18 protein-coding genes are annotated in these 17,770 nt (G+C 65.1%); 9 read left to right on the top strand and 9 right to left on the bottom strand.

The genetic code is table 11. The annotated features are described in order from the left end of the window. Positions 1-3 precede the first annotated feature (3 nt). Genes CH268_RS12240 through CH268_RS12225 form a run of 4 tightly spaced genes read right to left on the bottom strand, consistent with a single transcriptional unit; the run spans position 4 to position 3,486 of the window. Positions 4-666: a class II aldolase/adducin family protein gene (locus CH268_RS12240; RefSeq protein WP_032388058.1), complete on the bottom strand. Its 663-nt coding sequence runs from the start codon at positions 664-666 to the stop codon at positions 4-6. After that, positions 666-1,601, bottom strand: a complete 936-nt coding sequence (locus tag CH268_RS12235; protein ID WP_094664273.1) for a carbohydrate kinase family protein — start codon at positions 1,599-1,601, stop codon at positions 666-668. The genes CH268_RS12240 and CH268_RS12235 overlap by 1 nt, the downstream gene beginning before the upstream one ends. Further along, positions 1,598-2,077, bottom strand: a complete 480-nt coding sequence (locus CH268_RS12230) for an SRPBCC family protein (protein ID WP_094664271.1) — start codon at positions 2,075-2,077, stop codon at positions 1,598-1,600. The genes CH268_RS12235 and CH268_RS12230 overlap by 4 nt, the downstream gene beginning before the upstream one ends. Beyond that, entirely contained in the window at positions 2,059-3,486 is a 1,428-nt protein-coding gene (locus CH268_RS12225) for a flavin monoamine oxidase family protein (RefSeq protein WP_094664269.1), read from the bottom strand. The genes CH268_RS12230 and CH268_RS12225 overlap by 19 nt, the downstream gene beginning before the upstream one ends. Before the next feature lie 138 nt (positions 3,487-3,624). Between CH268_RS12225 and CH268_RS12220 the strand changes: the two genes are divergently transcribed. Next, positions 3,625-4,236, top strand: coding sequence for a TetR/AcrR family transcriptional regulator (locus CH268_RS12220; protein WP_052066138.1), 612 nt, complete (start codon positions 3,625-3,627; stop codon positions 4,234-4,236). 86 nt (positions 4,237-4,322) lie between these two features. Here CH268_RS12220 and CH268_RS12215 read toward each other — a convergent pair whose 3' ends face one another. Continuing rightward, a complete protein-coding gene (locus CH268_RS12215; RefSeq protein WP_032368713.1) occupies positions 4,323-4,904 on the bottom strand; it encodes a TetR/AcrR family transcriptional regulator in 582 nt (193 codons plus the stop codon). Between the two features lie 102 nt (positions 4,905-5,006). Between CH268_RS12215 and CH268_RS12210 the strand changes: the two genes are divergently transcribed. The 4 genes from CH268_RS12210 to CH268_RS12195 are packed head-to-tail and all read left to right on the top strand — an operon-like array spanning position 5,007 to position 9,396. Then, positions 5,007-5,921 carry a metal-dependent hydrolase gene (locus CH268_RS12210; protein ID WP_027494703.1) on the top strand — a complete coding sequence of 305 codons (915 nt, stop codon included), beginning with the start codon at positions 5,007-5,009 and terminating at the stop codon, positions 5,919-5,921. Continuing rightward, positions 5,918-7,027, top strand: a complete 1,110-nt coding sequence (locus tag CH268_RS12205) for a PDR/VanB family oxidoreductase (RefSeq protein WP_255182369.1) — start codon at positions 5,918-5,920, stop codon at positions 7,025-7,027. The genes CH268_RS12210 and CH268_RS12205 overlap by 4 nt, the downstream gene beginning before the upstream one ends. Positions 7,028-7,042: 15 nt before the next feature. Beyond that, a complete protein-coding gene (locus CH268_RS12200) occupies positions 7,043-8,566 on the top strand; it encodes a flavin-containing monooxygenase (RefSeq protein WP_094664267.1) in 1,524 nt (507 codons plus the stop codon). After that, complete coding sequence (locus tag CH268_RS12195) at positions 8,563-9,396, top strand: SDR family NAD(P)-dependent oxidoreductase (RefSeq protein WP_094664265.1); 834 nt, start codon at positions 8,563-8,565, stop codon at positions 9,394-9,396. Before CH268_RS12200 ends, CH268_RS12195 begins: the two co-directional genes overlap by 4 nt. Before the next feature lie 16 nt (positions 9,397-9,412). Here CH268_RS12195 and CH268_RS12190 read toward each other — a convergent pair whose 3' ends face one another. Next, entirely contained in the window at positions 9,413-10,057 is a 645-nt protein-coding gene (locus tag CH268_RS12190) for a TetR/AcrR family transcriptional regulator (protein WP_027494706.1), read from the bottom strand. Between the two features lie 124 nt (positions 10,058-10,181). On the opposite strand from CH268_RS12190, the gene CH268_RS12185 reads away from it, so the two are divergent. The 4 genes from CH268_RS12185 to CH268_RS12170 are packed head-to-tail and all read left to right on the top strand — an operon-like array spanning position 10,182 to position 14,663. After that, positions 10,182-11,315: a VOC family protein gene (locus CH268_RS12185; protein ID WP_094664263.1), complete on the top strand. Its 1,134-nt coding sequence runs from the start codon at positions 10,182-10,184 to the stop codon at positions 11,313-11,315. Continuing rightward, positions 11,312-12,247 (top strand): fumarylacetoacetate hydrolase family protein, encoded by a 936-nt coding sequence (locus tag CH268_RS12180; protein WP_176457928.1) that lies wholly within the window; start codon positions 11,312-11,314, stop codon positions 12,245-12,247. Before CH268_RS12185 ends, CH268_RS12180 begins: the two co-directional genes overlap by 4 nt. Then, entirely contained in the window at positions 12,244-13,851 is a 1,608-nt protein-coding gene (mhpA, locus tag CH268_RS12175) for a bifunctional 3-(3-hydroxy-phenyl)propionate/3-hydroxycinnamic acid hydroxylase MhpA (protein WP_094664261.1), read from the top strand. The genes CH268_RS12180 and mhpA overlap by 4 nt, the downstream gene beginning before the upstream one ends. Continuing rightward, positions 13,848-14,663, top strand: coding sequence for an SDR family oxidoreductase (locus CH268_RS12170; protein ID WP_094664259.1), 816 nt, complete (start codon positions 13,848-13,850; stop codon positions 14,661-14,663). Before mhpA ends, CH268_RS12170 begins: the two co-directional genes overlap by 4 nt. Here CH268_RS12170 and CH268_RS12165 read toward each other — a convergent pair. The 3 genes from CH268_RS12165 to CH268_RS12155 form a co-directional block, all read right to left on the bottom strand. After that, positions 14,660-15,760 (bottom strand): alpha/beta hydrolase family protein, encoded by a 1,101-nt coding sequence (locus CH268_RS12165; protein WP_141215140.1) that lies wholly within the window; start codon positions 15,758-15,760, stop codon positions 14,660-14,662. The genes CH268_RS12170 and CH268_RS12165 overlap by 4 nt on opposite strands. A 53-nt stretch (positions 15,761-15,813) precedes the next feature. Further along, entirely contained in the window at positions 15,814-16,935 is a 1,122-nt protein-coding gene (locus CH268_RS12160; protein WP_051365299.1) for a HoxN/HupN/NixA family nickel/cobalt transporter, read from the bottom strand. Between the two features lie 126 nt (positions 16,936-17,061). Next, positions 17,062-17,664 carry an SACE_7040 family transcriptional regulator gene (locus tag CH268_RS12155; RefSeq protein ID WP_032373647.1) on the bottom strand — a complete coding sequence of 201 codons (603 nt, stop codon included), beginning with the start codon at positions 17,662-17,664 and terminating at the stop codon, positions 17,062-17,064. Between the last annotated feature and the right edge of the window lie 106 nt (positions 17,665-17,770).

Below are 17,770 nucleotides of genomic sequence, written 5' to 3'. Positions count from 1 at the left end.
CGATCAGTCTCTTCGTACGGGTGCGGCTGTTCCGTATGCACGGCGCACCACCTCGTCGAGGGTCGCCGCCAGCTGCGCGTCGTCGAGGGTGCGCGGGTTCGACACCGACGCGGCGGAAAGGTAGACCCCGCAGAGCCATTCGAGCAGTTCGATGTTCGACAGCGCGGCCCCGAGATCGTGACCGGTGGCCACCGATCCGTGATGGGCCATGATCACCGCCGACCTCGAACGCATCGCCGCCACCACCGCGTCGGCGAGCTCGGCCGTACCGAACGGCGCGAACGGCACCACCGGGACCCTGCCGCCGAGGGCCAGCTGCGCGTAGTGCACGGGCGGCAGTGCGTCCGCGACGAGCGAAAGAGCAACGGCTGCAGAAGAATGCGCATGCACCACCGCCTGCACCTCGGACGACGCGTAGATGCCGAGGTGCAGGCCGAGTTCCGAGGTCGGCTCGCACGCACCTGCACGTACGACTGCGTCCATACCGACGAGCGTGACGTCCTCGAGCGTGGCGTTCGCCAACACCAGTCCGGTCGCCGTCACCGCCACCACATCACCCGCGCGTGCGCTGACATTGCCTGCGGTGCCGAGAACCAGGCCCCGTCGGCCCAGTTGCCGGGCGGTCTCGGCGACGGACTGCCGTAGCTCGTCCACGTCGGCCGGCATCAGATGGTCCTGCAGGTACGTGCGAACTTTCGGACGAAGTCGAGGTCGTAGGTGCCGAAGTCGGTACCGAGGCCCTGCGCCACCTGCGCGGCGGTCGCATTGCCCAGTTCGGCCGACTCGACGATGTTCAGATTCAGGGACAGGCCACGAACGAACCCGGCCGAGAACGCATCTCCACATCCGCTGGTGTCCACCACGTCCACGGAGTATGCGGGGACCTCGACGGCCCCGTCGGCCGTGACGACGAGAGTGGGCGACGCCCCCGCGGTGGCCACCACGCAGGACGCTCCGAGCTCGAGCAGTCGACGACACCCGTCCTCGACAGAGGCGCAGCCGGTCCAGCCGAGGACCTGCTCGTCGTTGGGCAGCAGATAGTCCACGTGGGGCAGCGCGGCGGCGAAAGCACCGAGTCCTTCCGGAACGGACGGTGCCAGGCTGTCGACAGTGACGACGGCCCCGTCCTCGCGGGCGCGGCGTGCGATGTCGCACGCGGTGTCCGGTCCGAAGAACTCGGGTCCGCCAAGGTGAAGGAAGTCGACGTTGTGAAACATGTTCCACGGAACATGTCGAGCCAGATAGCCGTTGGCGCCGATCACGTGCAGAGCCGGCCGGGATCCGTCCGGCCTGATCGGCAACACCGACGCCGAGGTCTGCACCCCGTCCATGCGATGAACGAGGGAGACGTCCACCCCGTCGTCGGCGAGAAGCTGCAGGAGAAACGCGCCTGCCGAATCATTACCGACGACTCCTGCGGTGTGTACCGCGGCACCCAGTCGGGACAGCACCAGCGCCGTTCCCGCGGCGGTGCCCGCGGCCGATAGCGCGATCTGCTCCGCCAGTACGGCCTGCTGACCGTCGGGTATCTCGGTCACCGGACGAACCAGAGTGTCGAGTACGTGCACCCCGAGAGTGAGGACTTCCGCCGGTTCTCTCATCGGATCGACGCGGTTCGCTCGGAGAGGATCAGCGCCTCGAGGTTGCACATCGACACGTCGAATCGTGCGGACATCCCGGCGGTCGCGATCGGCCGCACAATACGTCCCAGCCAGCCCGGAGCCACATCGAACCAGAACTCGAAGGTCATTGCGGTGGAGGTTGCGTCACTGAGCGGTGCGAAGCGAAATACGTTGGCCACGTTGGTCAGCGGCGCGAATACTTCTCCCGAATCGATCCGCAGTCGGTTCGGTTCCAGGTGCCGAACCGTCCATGTGGCGTGACTGGTGAAGCTACTGAGCGTCGCCACCTCCTCGGTGTAGACACCGCCGGTGCGCGCGGTGCCGTGATGCGTGGTGACGGCCCGAACGTCGGTGACCCATTCCGCGTAGCGTCTGGTGTCACTGGTCAGTGCCCACACTTCCTCCGGGCTCACCGACAGGGTGCGATGGGCCGAGACTACGAAGCGTTGTTCCACGAGAGTTCTCCTTCGGTCGAAAGTATTTCTGCTGCGGCCTTTTCCCCCGATCGCACGGCACCGTCCATGTATCCGTTCCAATAGTCGGAGTGTTCGGCACCGGCCCACCGCACCCGACCGAACGCGGTGTCGCGCCACCGGCCAAGTCCGGTCAAGACGCCGGGCGTCAACACCGAGGTGGGACCACCACGGGTCCATTGCTCGCGGGTCCAGTCCAGTTCTATCCATTCGGTCGGCTCCAGTGCGCGCGGCCCCACCGCGGAGGCGAATGCCCGAAGAACCTCACCACGTCGCTCGGATTCGTTGCCCTCGGACCAGTTTCGACCTCCTCGACAGCGTGCGCCCCAGGTGCCGACGAATCCCATCAGCACTCCGTGGCTTCCGTCGGGAGGCGAGTTGTCGAACATCGAGGACACCGGTACGTCGCTGTCGCGAAAGAGCGCCTGGCCGGAGAGCCCGCTCGCGCGCCAGAACGGTTCGGGATACACGGCCTCACACTTGGCCAATCCGCCGAAGTTCATCCGCTGGAACAGTGCGTCTTGAGGCGCGGGCAGCGCTGGGCTCCAGTCGATTCGGGCGGCCATAGCGGGCGGAATCGCAACAACGACCGATCGGGCCACCCACGATTCGGTATCACTGTTCACCACCACGCGATCCGGATACTGCTCCACGCGGCGCACGGGAGTATCGAGGCGGACCGAATCACCGAGTCGCGACGCCATTTCGATGCAGATCGCCTGCGAGCCACCGAGAAATCGCCACTGCTGCGCTCCCCCAGCGACACTCATCAACCGGTCGACGGTGCCGGGGGTGTACTCGTTGCCCGCCCCGGCGATGTACGCCAGGCCGAAGAGCGCCGACACGTCGGCGGATGTGCCACCGAACACCGAACCGAGCAGGATGTCGAGTAGCTCCACCCCACCGTCGGTGGCCGCGTGCCTCCGGGCCCAGGTGGCGAGAGTCTGGGTGTCCCACTCGGTCGCACGCGGTGCCGCCCACGGTCTGCCCACGGGAATCTGCCCGGCGGCCCGGTCGATTCGCGCCACCAGCATCCCGACGTCCGGAAGTGCCGCCAGGTCCGGCGGGACCCCGCCGTCGAAGCGTCGGGCGCGTCCGTTCTTGACGTACGTGCTCGATCCGATGTCGTACGCGGGGAACGTTCCGACGCCCAACGATGCGGCCAGTCGGAGGATGTGGTCCTGCGTCGGACCGACGAACTGTCCACCGGTCTCGACCACAGCGCCTCTGCCGATCGCATGGTTGACCGTCCGCCCGCCCACCCGGTCTCTGGCCTCGAGGACCTGGACAATCAACCCCGCGGCCGTCAGTTCCCTGGCGGCGGTCAGACCCGCGAGTCCTGCGCCGACGACCACTACGTCCACAGGCGAGGCTTCCGGAATGTCGGTCATGGGTGCTCCTTTTCAGGGCTGTTCGATGTAGCGGCGACAGTAGCTCAATATTGGCCACTAGGCCAGAATTGGTCGAAAGTGCCTGCTGGAAAGCACTGCAATGGGGGCATACGACGGTGCCCCGGCTACGTTGTAGCGATGACCGAAGAGCGCCGAAAGACTCGATACGCACGAGGCCAGGAGCGCCGCGACGCGCTGGTCGACGCTGCCATCGGCGTGATCGGAACGCGTGGACTCGAACGTGTCTCGTTTCGGTCCGTGGCCGACGCCGCCGGCTTTCCTCCGTCGACCACCAGCTATTTCTTCGGCTCGGTCGGCGAACTCATCGATGCCGCGATCACTCGAATCGCCGAGAACGTGACAGCGAAAGTGACGGCTCTACTCGACGTCGCGCACACCGGCGGGCTCACTCGCGACGATCTCGCCGACGCGATCATGGACCTCGTCTCGATGCTGTCCTCCCCCGAGGACGACGACTCCCTCGTCCAGTTCGAGGCATACCTCGCCGTACGCAGACGACCCGAGCTGACGGATTCGGTACACCGAATCATGCGGATGATCGAGGAAGCGGCCGAGGCGGCGCTCGGAGCATTCGGCATCCCGGAACCACATCTACCGGCTCGGCATTTCCTGGCTTTGATCGACGGCTACACCCTGCACGAGATCGCAAGGCCGACACCGGGTGGCAATCGAACTGCGTTGCGAGATGCCCTGTTTCGGGTTCTGGATTCGTACGATCGGGCACCCTGACCACAGCCCGCGTTGCTACAAACCAGCGCGCTCGAGGATCTCGCCCCAGCGGATTTCGGCCTCTCCCGGGCAGCCTAGCCTAACTTCTAGCCGCGGTGGTCATCGCCGACAAGCAACGGCACGATGCTGCGGTGCGCGAAGGCCAGCAGATCGTCGTACGTCTCGAGTGCAGCGCCCGCTGCCGGCGTCAGCAGAATCGAATGCACGACGCGGACCACGATTTCCGGGGCGTCGGGTACTGCGAAACTGTCCGAGTCCAGCCCTCCCCGGGCGATCTGGGCAGCAGCGTCTATTGCAGACGCGAGCAGGGTCGACGCATTGGTCGTCAACTGTTCGAGTACCAGCGCACTCTCGGAGTCGAACATCTTGAGCAGGACGGGATTGGTTCGCACCGACTCGATCGTCGTCGCGAATCCGTGCGCGGCACGATCCGCCCGAGACGATTGTTCGGCGGCCGCTGCCGCCACCGCGACGAACAGTCTCGTCGACTCACGTGCCATGACCGCGCGCACCAGCTCGTCCTTGGATCCGATGCGGCGATAGACCGTCACCCGGTTGATCTTGGCGCGCTTGGCCACGTCCCCGATGGTCGTTCTGGGGATGCCGACCTCGCCGAACAACTCCAACGCGGCATCGAGGATCGGCCCGTCGTCACCGTCTGGATGCATCGTCCGATCCTAACGGCACCCTCGATGATTGAATGCAACATTGCAACACTATCTGTTGCTATGTAGCATCACCTCATCAGCATTTCGACGAATGGAGCTCGAATGTCTCGTGACCGAGCGATCGACCCGAACGCGCGCCACCTGGACGAGTCCTATGCGATCGTGGCCCGCGCAGTGACGTTCGACTGGACCGGCGTTCCGCTGCAGTACATTCCGCACGAGTGGTATGCCACGCACTTCTGGAACGTGATGCACCTGGTGCTGCCCGAGGGCGAACGGGCGATGGCCGACGTGTTCGCCCTCGCGCTTCCGTACATCGACGACCGCAGGCTGCACGAGGAGGTCGTCGGATTCGTCGGACAAGAAGCCACGCACGCGTCCTCCCACGAGAGCTTTCGTACGTACCTCGTCGCGCACGGCGTCGACATCGAGCCGATCCTGCAGCGCATTCGATTCGCGGTGGGGGTCGTGTTCGGCGATCACGGACTCACCGGCCGCGCAGGCAAAGCGTGGCTGAACGAGCGCCTCGGGATCTACGCCGCAGCCGAACATTTCACCGCAGTAGTGGGCGAATGGCTGTTGGACAACACCGAATTCGATCGCCTCGGTGTCGATCCGACGATGCTGGACCTGCTTCGCTGGCACGGGGCCGAGGAACTCGAACACCGCAACGTTGCCTTCGACGCATTCCAGTACGTCGACGGGGGTGCGTTTCGCCGCGCCCGCACCGCGGTGATAGCCAGCGCGGGGTTGGCCGTGCTCTGGTTCAGCACCGCCGCGTACCTGTACAAGAACTCGGTGGCCACCCCGCGCACCGGGAAGCGCCGACTTCGCACCCCCTGGCCTCTCGCCTTCGCACGAGCATCCCGCAAGCAACTGATACCGGGCCTGTCGTTTCTGTTCGTCCAACTCGCCCTGTACATCCGACCGGGTTTTCACCCATCGAAGATGGGCGACATCGACAAGGCGGTGCGCTATCTCGCGACGTCGCCTGCAGCACTGGCGGCCCAGCAGTGACCACCGAAACAGCCTCGAGGCACAGCCATCTGGGTGAGATCACGGTGACCGACCCCGGCCGTGGCCTCCGAGCCATCGCTGCGGCGTCTCGGGTATACGCAAAACTGGTCACCGACTCGTCCGTCGTGACTGCCCTCTCCCCGGCGCGACCGCGCCGATGCGTCGGCTACGAATTCGAGACCACCATCGACGAGACCGTCGACGAGGCCGAGGACGTGCGCTCACTTCTACTGCGTCGCAGCGACGGAAGCGTATTGCCGACCTGGTTGCCCGGTGCACACATCGACGTGACCACACCGGCAGGCTCGGTTCGGCAGTACTCGCTCGCAGGTCGGCCGGCAGGAGGAGATCGATATCGCATCGGTGTCCGCAGGATCCCCGGCGGCACGGCCTCCACCGAGATACACGGTCTCGTTCCAGGAGACACCCTCCGAGTCCGTGGACCCCGCAACGCATTTCCCATGGCCGCCGCCGAGCACTACTTGTTCGTCGCGGCCGGCATCGGCATCACCCCCATTCGGTCCATGATCGAGCGCGCCGTCGCCGACGGCACACGGTGGACCCTCTACTACCACGGGAGATCTCGCGCGAGCCTGCCGTTCGTCGCCGAACTGCAGCAGTCGGCGCTCACCTCCCGCGGTCACGTGATCATCAAAACCGATGACGTGGACGGACTTCCGAGTCCGTCGGACATCGTCGATCTCGGGACGGGACCCTCCGCACTGTACGTCTGCGGCCCCGCGGCACTCTCGCGCCGGCTGCGCGAGCAGGCCACCCGAAGTACCGCCGTTCGAGAGTTCCACACCGAGCTGTTCGCGCCCGCCCCCGTGGTCGACGGCCGTCCGTTCGTGCTGAAGCTCGCACGGTCCGGCGACACCGTCGAAGTCGGCGCACAGGAGACCGCCCTCGACGCCCTCCGACGAGTCCGTCCCGATCAGCCGTTCTCGTGCCGCCAAGGTTTCTGCGGTGCCTGCGTCGTCGGCCTCACCGGCGGACGCGTCGACCATCGCGATCGCGTGCTGAGCAGCATCGAACGCGAGAACTCACTCACCCTGTGCGTGTCACGCGCCGCGGTCGACGGCGACGTCGTCGTTCTCGATCTGTAGAAGGAGCCACACACCATGACCGACAACGACTCTGCCGCGGCGCACATCGACGTCGCCATCATCGGCGCCGGCTTCGGCGGGCTCGGAGCTGGAATCAGGCTCGAACAGGAAGGCCGCGGCGACTTCTTGATCTTCGAGCGTGACAGCGCGGTCGGCGGGACGTGGCACGTGAACACCTATCCCGGCGCCCAGTGCGACATTCCCTCGGCGCTGTATTCGTTCTCGTTCGCACCCAACCCGGACTGGACCCGCCTGTATCCACTGCAGCCCGAGATCGAGCAGTACCTCAACGACTGCACCGACCGGTTCGGTATCCGGGATCGAATCCGGTTCGGACACGAGGTGCTCGACGCGACGTGGGACGACGACCGGGCGCGTTGGATCGTGCGAACGAGCGGCGGAACATGGACTTCTCGGATTCTGATCGGAGCCCTCGGCCCGTTCAGTGAACCCGCCACTCCCAGTATCGACGGTCTGGAATCGTTCGGAGGCAGCGTCTTTCACTCGGCCCGATGGAACCACGAACATTCGGCCGAGGGTAAGCGTCTCGCCGTCATCGGCACCGGCGCATCGGCGGTGCAGTTCGTACCCCGACTCGCTCCGTCGGCCGCACATCTGACGCTCTTTCAACGCACGCCCACGTGGATCCTTCCCCACCCGGACCGTCCCATCTCCGAGTCCGGCAGATCCGCGCTCAGGAAGTTTCCGGCGGCTCAGCGCGCCATGCGTCGTACGTTCGATCTGTTCCAGGAAGCTCTGGTGCCCGGCCTGATTCGGCACCGCGCCCTGCTGACGCCGTTGACCGCACTGGGCCGGGCTCACCTACGCAGACAGGTAAAGGATCCCGTACTCCGCGAGAAGCTCACTCCCACCTACACATTCGGCTGCAAGCGGCCGACGTTCTCGAACAAGTTCTACCCCACCCTGTGCCGCGACAACGTCACCGTCGAGACCACCGCCATCTCCCGCGTCGTGCCCGAGGGCGTCGTCACGACCGACGGAACCGTCCACGAGGTCGACACCATCGTTCTCGGAACAGGTTTCACCGTCGCCGGGCATTCAGGCTTCCGGCGCATCGTCGGTCGAGGCGGTCGGTCGTTGGCGCAGACCTGGCCCGACGGAGAGATGTCGTCGTATCGAGGGACGACGGTGCACGGCTTTCCGAACTTCTTCATGGTCCTCGGCCCCAACTCGGTGGTGTACACCTCGCAGGTCGTCACCATCGAAGCACAGGTGAACTACGTTCTCGCAGCACTGCGGGCGATGGACGACAAGAGCTTGGCCGCAATCGACGTCACCCGCACTGCACAGACAAAATTCGCGGACTACACGGACGAACGGTTGACCGGTTCGGTGTGGAACTCGGGTGGGTGCAGCAGCTACTACCTGAGCCCATCGGGCCGCAACGTCACCTACTGGCCGGGTTCGGTACGCAACTTCACCCGTCGTATGTCGACCATCGAACTCGACCACTATTCCTGCCGCAGTGCCACTGTCGATGTGCCGGGCACACTCGCCGTCACCAAGGAGTCCGCATGAAGAACCACATGGACCTCACCAGCAAGGTCGCACTGGTGACCGGCGGCGCACGCGGCATCGGTGCCGCGACCGTAGCAAAACTGGTGGCCGCCGGTGCGTCCGTGGCAGTGGTGGATCGAGATTTCCCGACCGACGCGGCTGGTGCTGCACGGGTGTTGCTGTTGACCGGGGACGTCACGGATCCGGAGGCGATGACGGAGTGCGTGCAGGCGACGGTGCGCGCCTTCGGCGGGATCGACATCGTGATCGCCAACGCCGGCATCACACCGCCGCCTGCCACCATCAGGACCGTCGACCGCGCGGTGTTCGACTCCGTCATGGCGGTCAACTTCGGCGGTGTGCTCACCATCGTCCGCGCCGCGGCGGACGAGATCGTGACCAGTGGTGGACACATTCTGCTCGTATCGTCCTGTGCTGCATTCACTCCCGGCATGGGCGGGTCTGCCTACATGGTCAGCAAGGCCGCCGTGGAACAGCTGGGCCGCGCGCTACGCATCGAACTCGCCGCGGTCGGTGCATCGGCCGGTCTGGCGTACTTCGGGGTGGTCGACACCGATCTGGCGCGCCACACCCTCGACAACGATCCGATGGGCCAGCGGATCGGTGCTTTTCTCCCCTGGCCGTTGAGCCGTCGACTCCCGTCCCCACGGGCGGCGGACCTCCTGGTCGACGCGGTCCGTACGCGTCGAGCACGGCTGATCGCCCCTGCAGTGTGGGCACCGTACTTCTGGTTCCGTGGGATCCTCAACCCGATCCTGGAGTGGAAGCTACTGCGTGACAACGCAGTCGGCGATATCATTCGCGACCTCGAACACAGCCGGGCGCACTGACACCCGGACGGGCCCCTTACGCGTCGACGCTGGGAACCGCGTCCAGCGGAGGCAGGGTTCGCGAACACAGCTCGCGCGCATCCGCGTCGGACATTCCGAGGGCGAGCAGCACGCTGTGCGCCATGTTGTCGACGGCATCGACGTCGCTACGTTCCGGCTGTTCGAGCAGTAGTTGCCCCATGCCCAGCAGTGCCCCCGCTGCCAGGGCCAGAGCCAGCTGGGTGTCCTGCACGCGGAAGTGCCCGGTCAGTACTCCGGCTTCGATGTCGCGCGAGGCCCGCGGACCGAGACCGTGCTTCGAGGTGATCAACTCGGGCCCGGAGTGGATGAGCACTCGGCTCAGATCCGGTTGTTGCCGGAACAGTCGGCCTGCGATGCGGAACGACCGGGTGAACGCTTCTGCGGGATCGTCCTCGTCGTCGCTCAACGAGTCCAGGTAGATGCCCAACAGCTCGAGGGCACCGTCGACCGCAGCCTGGAACAGCTGCTCTCGGCTCTCGAAATGGTTGTAGAACGACCCCATGCCGACGTCTGCGGCCTGAGTGATCTCGGCAATCGGCACGTGCAATTCGCCGCGGGCGATGAAGCTCTGCGCGGCAGAGATCAGGGCACCGCGCGTGCGCGCTTTGCGTCGCTCGAGGCGATTCGGGGTTTCGGTCATGGTCCCTACTCCTGAGTGCATTTGTCGCCGCCTTGACCCTTCCTCACCGCTGACGAATTTGTCAACACTCTTGACTGACCGATTAGTCATAGGTGACGATAGTGTCACCAACGAGGGAGGGCTGATGGGACACGAAGTCGACGGCCACAAGAACATGCATGTGGATCAGGGCGCGCTACCAGGCGAACACCCGGGAAAAGCCGCCGACCCGATCATCAAGGTGCGCGACATCGCGTGGCTCGAGTTCCGCAAACCCGACCTGGCCAAGGCCGAGGCATTCGCGGTGGCGTTCGGTTTCACCGTCTCACTGCGCACGTCCGAGGAGATTCACCTACGCGGCACGCACGTCGGGTCGCCGTGCGTGATCATCCGACGCGGCAAACGAACGCGGTTCGTCGGCGCGGCGTTCGCTGCCGCCGAGGACGCCGACGTCGTCCGCCTCGCCGATGCCACCGGGCAGCAGGTGCACCGGCTACCCGACACACTCGGCGGCATCGCCGTCACTCTGACCGATCCGGGCGGACAGCCTGTGCAGATCGTGTCGGGCTACACCGAACATCCTGAACTCCCGGGCCAGGACGCGCACACCTACAACTTCGGCGACCCACGCAACCGGATCAACGCCACCCAGCGACCACCGCGTCAGCCGGCGCGCGTCCAACGGCTCGGGCACGTGGTGCTGCAGCGAGTGGACTACCTGGAGAACCTGAACTGGTACCTGCACCACCTGGGTTTGATCGTCAGCGATTTCCTCTACTATGACGGCCAACGCGACCGTGGACCGGTGATGAGCTTCATCCGCTGCGATCGGGGCAGCATCCCGTCCGATCACCACACGCTCGCGATGACTCTCGGCCCGTCGAATCGGTACGTGCACTCGGCATACCAGGTGACCGACATCGACGCCATCGCCGCCGGTGGCGAATTCCTCACCGAGCGTGGGTACAAGCACTCCTGGGGTATCGGCAGACACATCCAGGGCAGTCAGATCTTCGACTACTGGCGCGATCCCGACGGTTTCCTGGTGGAGCATTTCAGCGACGGCGACATGTTCGACAGCTCGCTCGAACCGGGCTGGGCACCGATGACGGCATCCGGCCTCGCCCAGTGGGGCCCACCGGCATCGAAGGACTTTCTCGGTATCGCCCCGAGCAAAGCCTCTCTGCACGAGCTCAAATCGATCCTGTCCTCCCTACGCACCGACAACGAGTTCGATACCGAACGCCTTCGTGGCCTGATGAAAGTGGCTTCCTCATGAGCATCGCTGTACTACGCACCGCCGACGCCTGGTGGATCGAGACCCCGGCCGGGGCGTCGCGCATCGACACGTCGGCAACCACGACCGCCGAGCTTCTCGCCGATCGCGCCGCTGTGGACGCAGCGCGTACCGGCACCGATGTGGTTGCAGTGGAGACGCTTTCGCTCCTCTCCCCGGTCACCGCACCGTGCCGGGTGGTGGCGAACATGACCAATTTCGTGTCACACGTCAAGGACTCGGGCATGAACCCCGACACGGTGCCACTGACGTTCTTTCGGAAGACGTCCGGTTCGATCAGCGGCCCCACCGACGACATCGTCAAGCCGACGCACGTGAAACTCCTCGACTACGAAATCGAGATCGGCCTGGTATTCGGCAAGACGCTGACCGTCGGCACAAAGATCGACGCCACCAACGTGGCCGAGTACGTCGCCGGACTCGTCATCACCAACGACGTGTCTGCGCGAGATGTCCAATTACCGAAAACCCAGTTCTACGAGGGTAAGTCGTACCCCACGTTCACGCCGGTCGGCCCACGACTGCTCCTTCTCGAGGCCGGAGAATTCGACCGGTTCGGCGAGCTGACTCTGACACTGCGCGTCAACGGGACTGTGCGACAGGACAGTACGGTCGCCGACATGATCTACCGTCCCGTCGAATCCCTGAAGGCGCTGAGCAAGTTCCAGCGGCTCGACGCGGGAGATCTGCTGCTCACCGGCACTCCCGGTGGTACTGCGCTGAAGGCTCCGGCCAAGCCGATCGAGATGATCGGATCTCTGATCCCGCCGGCGCTCAAGTGGAAGGTGTTCTTCAAGAAGCAGGCCAAGAATCCCGACTTCCTGCAGGACGGCGACGTTCTCGAACTGACGTGCTCCACCCCCGACGGATCCCTCGACCTGGGAGTGCAGCGCACCCGGGTCTCGTACCGATGATCGAACGCGGATCCGACGGCACCCACCACCCGGTGGTCATCGTCGGATCCGGCCCGACGGGCATGACGGCCGCTCTGCTGTTGGCGCAGTACGGCATCCCCTGCCTGGTGCTCGATCGCTGGGCCGACGTCTATCCGCAGCCGCGCGCAGTACATCTCGACGACGAGGTGTACCGAATTCTGCACGACATCGGTGTCGCGGAGGATTTCGCGGGCATCTCACGTCCCGGCCGCGGGCTGCGACTGTGCACCAAAGATCTGCGCACCCTGGCCGAGTTCGAGCGCGATCCCGACGACAGACCGCACGGCTACCCCCAGGCGAACATGTTCGATCAACCGGACCTCGAGCGCCTCATGCGCACGCACGTCGCCCGATACGACACGATCGAGATGCGCGGCGGGTGCGAGATCACCGACGTGCAGAACCTGAAAGATGCCGCCCGAGTGTCGTACACATCCACCGAGGACGGAACCCCACACTGGGTGACCGCGGATTACGTACTGGGCTGCGACGGTGCCAACAGCATCGTGCGCCGGTCCATCGGGTCGAAGATGGAGGACCTCGGGTTCGCGCAACGGTGGTTGGTGATCGATATCGCCACCGATGCCGAACTCGATCAGTGGGACGGCGTTCACCAGGTGTGCGACTCCGAACGATCCGCCACGTACATGCGGATCGGCTCCACCCGCTACCGCTGGGAATTTCGGATGCTCGACGGCGAAACCCTCGACGAGTTCGAGGATCTCGCCGCCGTCCGGCCGCTCATTGCGCCGTGGCTGCGGCACGTCGACGACCCCGCCATGGAGCTGATTCGGAGCGCCGAGTACACATTTCGGGCGCAGGTCGCCGGCCGATGGCGGGATCGACGCGTGTTCGTCCTCGGCGACGCGGCGCACTTGACTCCACCGTTCATCGGACAGGGAATGGGCGCGGGTCTGCGTGATGCGCGCAACCTGGTCTGGAAGATCGTCGGGGCCCTCGACGGGCACGTCTCCGATTCGGCACTCGACAGTTACGAAATCGAGCGAAAGACTCATGCCACGGCCATGATTCGGATGGCCGTCGCCATGGGCTGGACAATGACCGGTGGCAGCCGACTGACCGGAATTCTGCGCACCACGCTCGCACCGGCTCTCGGCCACCTGCCCCTCATCGGAGCGAAGGTGTCCGACAGCGCCACTCCTCCGCTCACCCGTTCCGATTTCGTCCAGCGTCCGGCAGCGCAGATCCGTTCGGTGGTAGGCGCGCTGTGCCCCAACAGCTCCCTGGACAACGGCACCCGACTGGACAGCATCGCGCCGGGACAGTTTCTCTTCGTCTCGACGACCCCGTTGACCGTCGAACAGCGACGCGAGGTCGATCGTCGTGGCGCTGTCGTCGTCGAGGTCGCGGCCTCCTCCGAGCTCGGACTGTGGTTGCGGCGCGGTCACGCGGTAGCGGCTGTCGTACGACCGGACCGAACCGTCATGGCGGCGGGTAAGTCGGTGCCGGCCTTGCACACCCGAGTTCCGAGCACCAGGTTGCGAAGAATCGATCGAACCACTCCCACGGCGGCAGTAGCCACCCCGAGAACCGGAAACACCGCAACGAAGAGGCGTAGATGAACACCGCACTTGTCACCGGAGCCACGTCCGGTATCGGCCAAGCCGTCGCCGAACTACTGCTCGCTCGCGGCTACCGCGTCATCGGCACGAGCCGCAGTTGTTCCACCGTGGTCGACCCCATCCCCGGGGTCGAGTACCGAGATCTCGATCTGACCGACCCGGACTCCATCCGGACGTTCGTCGACGGACTTGCCGGCGTGGAGATCGATGTTCTGATCAACAATGCGGGCGAAAGCCAGTGCGGCCCCGTCGAGGAACTCCCGATCGAGGCGGTCACCCGGCTGTTCCAGCTCAACGTGTTCGGTGCCGTCGAGCTCATGCAAGCCGTGCTGCCGGGGATGCGCGAACGCCGTCGGGGCAAGGTCGTCAACATCGGCTCGATGCTGGCCAGCTTCCCGTTGGCCTATCGCTCGTCGTACGCCGCGACCAAGGCAGCGATCAAGGGCTTCTCGACGGCGGCCCGCTTCGAGCTCGCGCCCTACGGGGTGGACATCACCACCGTCGAACCCGGCTCCATCGCCACCGGACTCTCCGCCCGCCGCCCGAAGTACTGCGGACCGCATTCTCCGTATCTCCGCGATTTCACGACAGTGATCTCGCACCTCGACGCCAAAGAGGCACAGGGTATCTCCGCGGACACCGTGGCCGAAACAGTCCTGAAAGCCGTCGAGGACAAGAAGACTCGACCCCTCTATGCCATCGGCAGCAACGCTCCCGCGGTGTTCATGGCGCAGCGACTGCTGCCGCGCACCGTGCTCGAAAAATTCACCGCCCGGGCATACGGACTGCCCAGCAAGCAACCGGTGACCTAGCGGAACAGCCCTGCGACGAACGGAATAGTGTCGGCCTGTGATTGGACGAGCGCTCCGCTGTGATCGGCGTCGTAGGGCCGGAACGTCACCGGCTGACCGTTGGCGGTGAGCCTGGCGACGTAGGCGGCGGTGGTCGGGAACGGGACGTCGGTGTCCCGCAGGCCGTGACCCATCAAGAACGGCTTGTCGAAGCCGGCCTCGGGCATGGCCATGTAGTCGTCGAGCACTGCGGTGAAATTCGGCAGGCCGGTCAACGGCGCAGTGAAGAAGTCACCGACCTTGACGCCCTCGAGCTGCTCCTCGAGGTCCGCGACACAGGCCGTCTCGGCCAGATCCACGTACTTCTTTCCTACGGGAGTGAGGATGTCGTCCAGGCCCAGCTCGGGGTGCGAATAGCGAAGAGCCGCAGCGATGTACGCGACATACGCGGTCAGACCGGCCGGGAGCGCCACCGGCGGCATACCCGGTCCGCCGATCGAGACGAGCTTCTCGATGTACGCGGGAGTTCCGGTGCCCACTGCGCCGCGATAGTCCAGATCCGGTCCACCGAATTCGGTTGCGTAGCGCGCGGTGTAGATCGCTGCGCCGCCGCCCTGGGACTGACCGACCGTCACCCACTTGCGCGAGAGTTGATCGCTGTAGTTGCGGCCTGCCTTCACCATGTCGACCACGTTGTGCGCCGTGGTCCGCCCGTCCAGATATGCCTGCAATCCTTCGGTGCCGAGGCCGGCATAGTCACTGGCCACAACGGCGTAGCCCTGCGCGAGCCAGTTACCGAGGTACGGCAGATCTCGTTCGGCCAGCGCCGGTCCCGCGACCGAGGGCGCGCACGAGTCACCGAGCCCGGAGGTGCCGTGAGCCCACGAGATCACCGGCCAACCGCCCTCGGGCGCAGTGCCCTGCGGAAGGAAGACGGTGCCGGTGCTCAGGGCCTTCTCGCCGAACGTGTCGGTGGTGACGTAGGTGAGCACCTCGGCCGAGGACGAGCCGGGGATCCAGAATTCTTGCGGTAGAGCGCGACTGGAGACGACATCGCCGATGTTCTGGGTGATCGTCGGCGCTGCGGAGGCAGGGGCGGTCAGCAGGCCAGAAGCCATGCTCGACGCCAGCGCCGTAACTACTGCAAGGGCACCGATCCGACGACGAGCAATCACTGGGTCTCCGTTGCGTTCGAGTGTGCGCCACCGCGTTCGTCGATGCGCGCCACCTTGTAATACACGACCGCGCCGATCCAGACAACGAAAAACGTGCCGACGACGAGTTGGCCGGCGAGGTTGAGGTCGATGACGGCCAGTGCGTCCCACAAGCCACCGGTCAGCTCGAACTGCTCGGCAAGCAGCGTCAGCAGCTGGACCGTCCCGATCACCAACGCAACGAAGACCGACAGGCCCGTCATCGTCATGTTGTAGTAGATCTTGCGGACCGGAGTTACGAACGCCCAGCCGTACGCCTTGGACATGAAGATGCCGTCGATCGTGTCCATCGTGGTCATGCCCGCGGCGAACAGGACCGGAAGCGCGATGATCGCCATCGGTGGGAGTCCGCCGGCGATAGCGGTGGTGCCGGCGATCGCGAGTAGACCGACCTGAGTAGCGGTGTCGAAACCGAGTCCGAACAGTAAGCCGAGCGGGTACATCTGCCACGAGTGGTTGATCATCTTGTCGTAGCGGCCCCGGAACAGTCGATTCATCAAGCCACGCTTGGCCAACAGCTCGTCGAGCCCGGCCTCGGTGACGTCACCTCGTTTTGCGCGCCGCCAGACTCCGACGATGCCGGCGAGGACCGCGATGTTCAGCGCGGCGATGAGGTACAGGAAGGTTCCCGACACCAACGTGCCGATGATGCCGCCGACCCCGGCGAACGCGTCCTGAAACGCCGTCGCCTGCGACGCGACGAAGGCAATCGCAGCGACGAACACGAACACGACGGTCGAATGCCCGAGCGAGAAGAACAGCCCGACGGCCAACGGCCGCTTACCCTTCTGCAGCAGAAAGCGGGTGGTGTCGTCGATGGCGGCGATGTGATCGGCGTCGAACGCATGCCTGAGACCGAGGGTGTACGCCAGCACGCCGGCTCCGGCGTAGACGAGAGTGCCGTCGGCTCCGGTGAGGCCGTGGATGCTGGGAATCGAGTCGTAGTGGGTGAACAGGCCCCAACCGATCACATGCAGAGCGGCGATGAAGCCGGCCATCGCCAGCAGTCGCGGCACCTCGTCACGAGTGAATCGACTCTGCCGTCGGCCGATCTCGACGGGCGAAAGTTGGGTCGTCATGGTGATCATTGTCGCCGATTTAGGCGGTTTGCTCTTCCTGTGCGCGGCGCAGAGGTGACCTCAGCGCCCACTATTCGTATCTGCAGGCGGAATCCCGCTTACGTAGTCGAATTGTGGGCGCTGAGGTCAGTGCAATACCCCCAATGCCGCCAATGCCATTGCTCGAAGCACCGGTCGGGCATTGCGCGACGGCGTGCGGCCCGCGCTGTAGGGCGTGGAGTTGATGAGTCCGAACACTGCGTGCGCGGTGGTGCGCGCATCGGCCTCGTTCAATTCCGGGTCGACGGCACACAAGGTCGACACCCACAGCTCCACGTACTCGCGCTGCATGCGGCGCACCTTGCGGCGCGCCCCCTCAGGGAGGCTCTGCAGGTCGCGATCCTGAATTCGAATGAAAGCCGGTGTCTCGAAAGCGAAGTCGAGGTGGAAATCGACCAGAGCCGACACCGTCTCTTCATCGACCTTCCGCGAGCCGACCACCTCGCGACCGCCGTCGAGCAGATACTCCGAGATTCCGACCATCAGTTCGACGAGCACCGCCTCCTTGTTCGGGAAGTGGCGATAGACGGCCGGTCCACTGATGCCGACGGCTGCACCCAGATCCTCGAGCCGCACCGACGCGAACCCGCGTTCGGCGAACAGCGATGCCGCGGCATCGAGCAGTTGCTGCCGACGTTCGGCTTTGCGTTGCTCACGCACAGTGGCCGGCTTGACCTCGATCTCCTGCACTGCCACCCCCTCGAACCTGGACTCTCGGTTAATCGTAGTTTACTATCATGTCAGTTATCAACCATTAACTGACCCCTGTGTGACACCGACGTCCAACCCCTGAAGG

Origin of the sequence: Rhodococcus sp. 06-1460-1B (genome assembly GCF_002258475.1) — a bacterium.
GTDB lineage: Bacteria > Actinomycetota > Actinomycetes > Mycobacteriales > Mycobacteriaceae > Rhodococcoides > Rhodococcoides fascians.
This window is presented reverse-complemented; position numbering and strand designations above follow the sequence as displayed.

Excerpts from the sequence above, each read along its gene's own strand:
- mhpA (WP_094664261.1), top strand. The coding sequence starts at position 12,244 with ATGATCGAACGCGGATCCGACGGCACCCACCACCCGGTGGTCATCGTC.
- CH268_RS12235 (WP_094664273.1), bottom strand. The coding sequence starts at position 1,601 with ATGAGAGAACCGGCGGAAGTCCTCACTCTCGGGGTGCACGTACTCGAC.
- CH268_RS12190 (WP_027494706.1), bottom strand. The coding sequence starts at position 10,057 with ATGACCGAAACCCCGAATCGCCTCGAGCGACGCAAAGCGCGCACGCGC.
- CH268_RS12180 (WP_176457928.1), top strand. The coding sequence starts at position 11,312 with ATGAGCATCGCTGTACTACGCACCGCCGACGCCTGGTGGATCGAGACC.
- CH268_RS12160 (WP_051365299.1), bottom strand. The coding sequence starts at position 16,935 with ATGACGACCCAACTTTCGCCCGTCGAGATCGGCCGACGGCAGAGTCGA.
- CH268_RS12185 (WP_094664263.1), top strand. The coding sequence starts at position 10,182 with ATGGGACACGAAGTCGACGGCCACAAGAACATGCATGTGGATCAGGGC.
- CH268_RS12225 (WP_094664269.1), bottom strand. The coding sequence starts at position 3,486 with ATGACCGACATTCCGGAAGCCTCGCCTGTGGACGTAGTGGTCGTCGGC.
- CH268_RS12200 (WP_094664267.1), top strand. The coding sequence starts at position 7,043 with ATGACCGACAACGACTCTGCCGCGGCGCACATCGACGTCGCCATCATC.
- CH268_RS12240 (WP_032388058.1), bottom strand. The coding sequence starts at position 666 with ATGCCGGCCGACGTGGACGAGCTACGGCAGTCCGTCGCCGAGACCGCC.
- CH268_RS12215 (WP_032368713.1), bottom strand. The coding sequence starts at position 4,904 with ATGCATCCAGACGGTGACGACGGGCCGATCCTCGATGCCGCGTTGGAG.
- CH268_RS12210 (WP_027494703.1), top strand. The coding sequence starts at position 5,007 with ATGTCTCGTGACCGAGCGATCGACCCGAACGCGCGCCACCTGGACGAG.
- CH268_RS12170 (WP_094664259.1), top strand. The coding sequence starts at position 13,848 with ATGAACACCGCACTTGTCACCGGAGCCACGTCCGGTATCGGCCAAGCC.
- CH268_RS12220 (WP_052066138.1), top strand. The coding sequence starts at position 3,625 with ATGACCGAAGAGCGCCGAAAGACTCGATACGCACGAGGCCAGGAGCGC.
- CH268_RS12165 (WP_141215140.1), bottom strand. The coding sequence starts at position 15,760 with ATGGCTTCTGGCCTGCTGACCGCCCCTGCCTCCGCAGCGCCGACGATC.
- CH268_RS12195 (WP_094664265.1), top strand. The coding sequence starts at position 8,563 with ATGAAGAACCACATGGACCTCACCAGCAAGGTCGCACTGGTGACCGGC.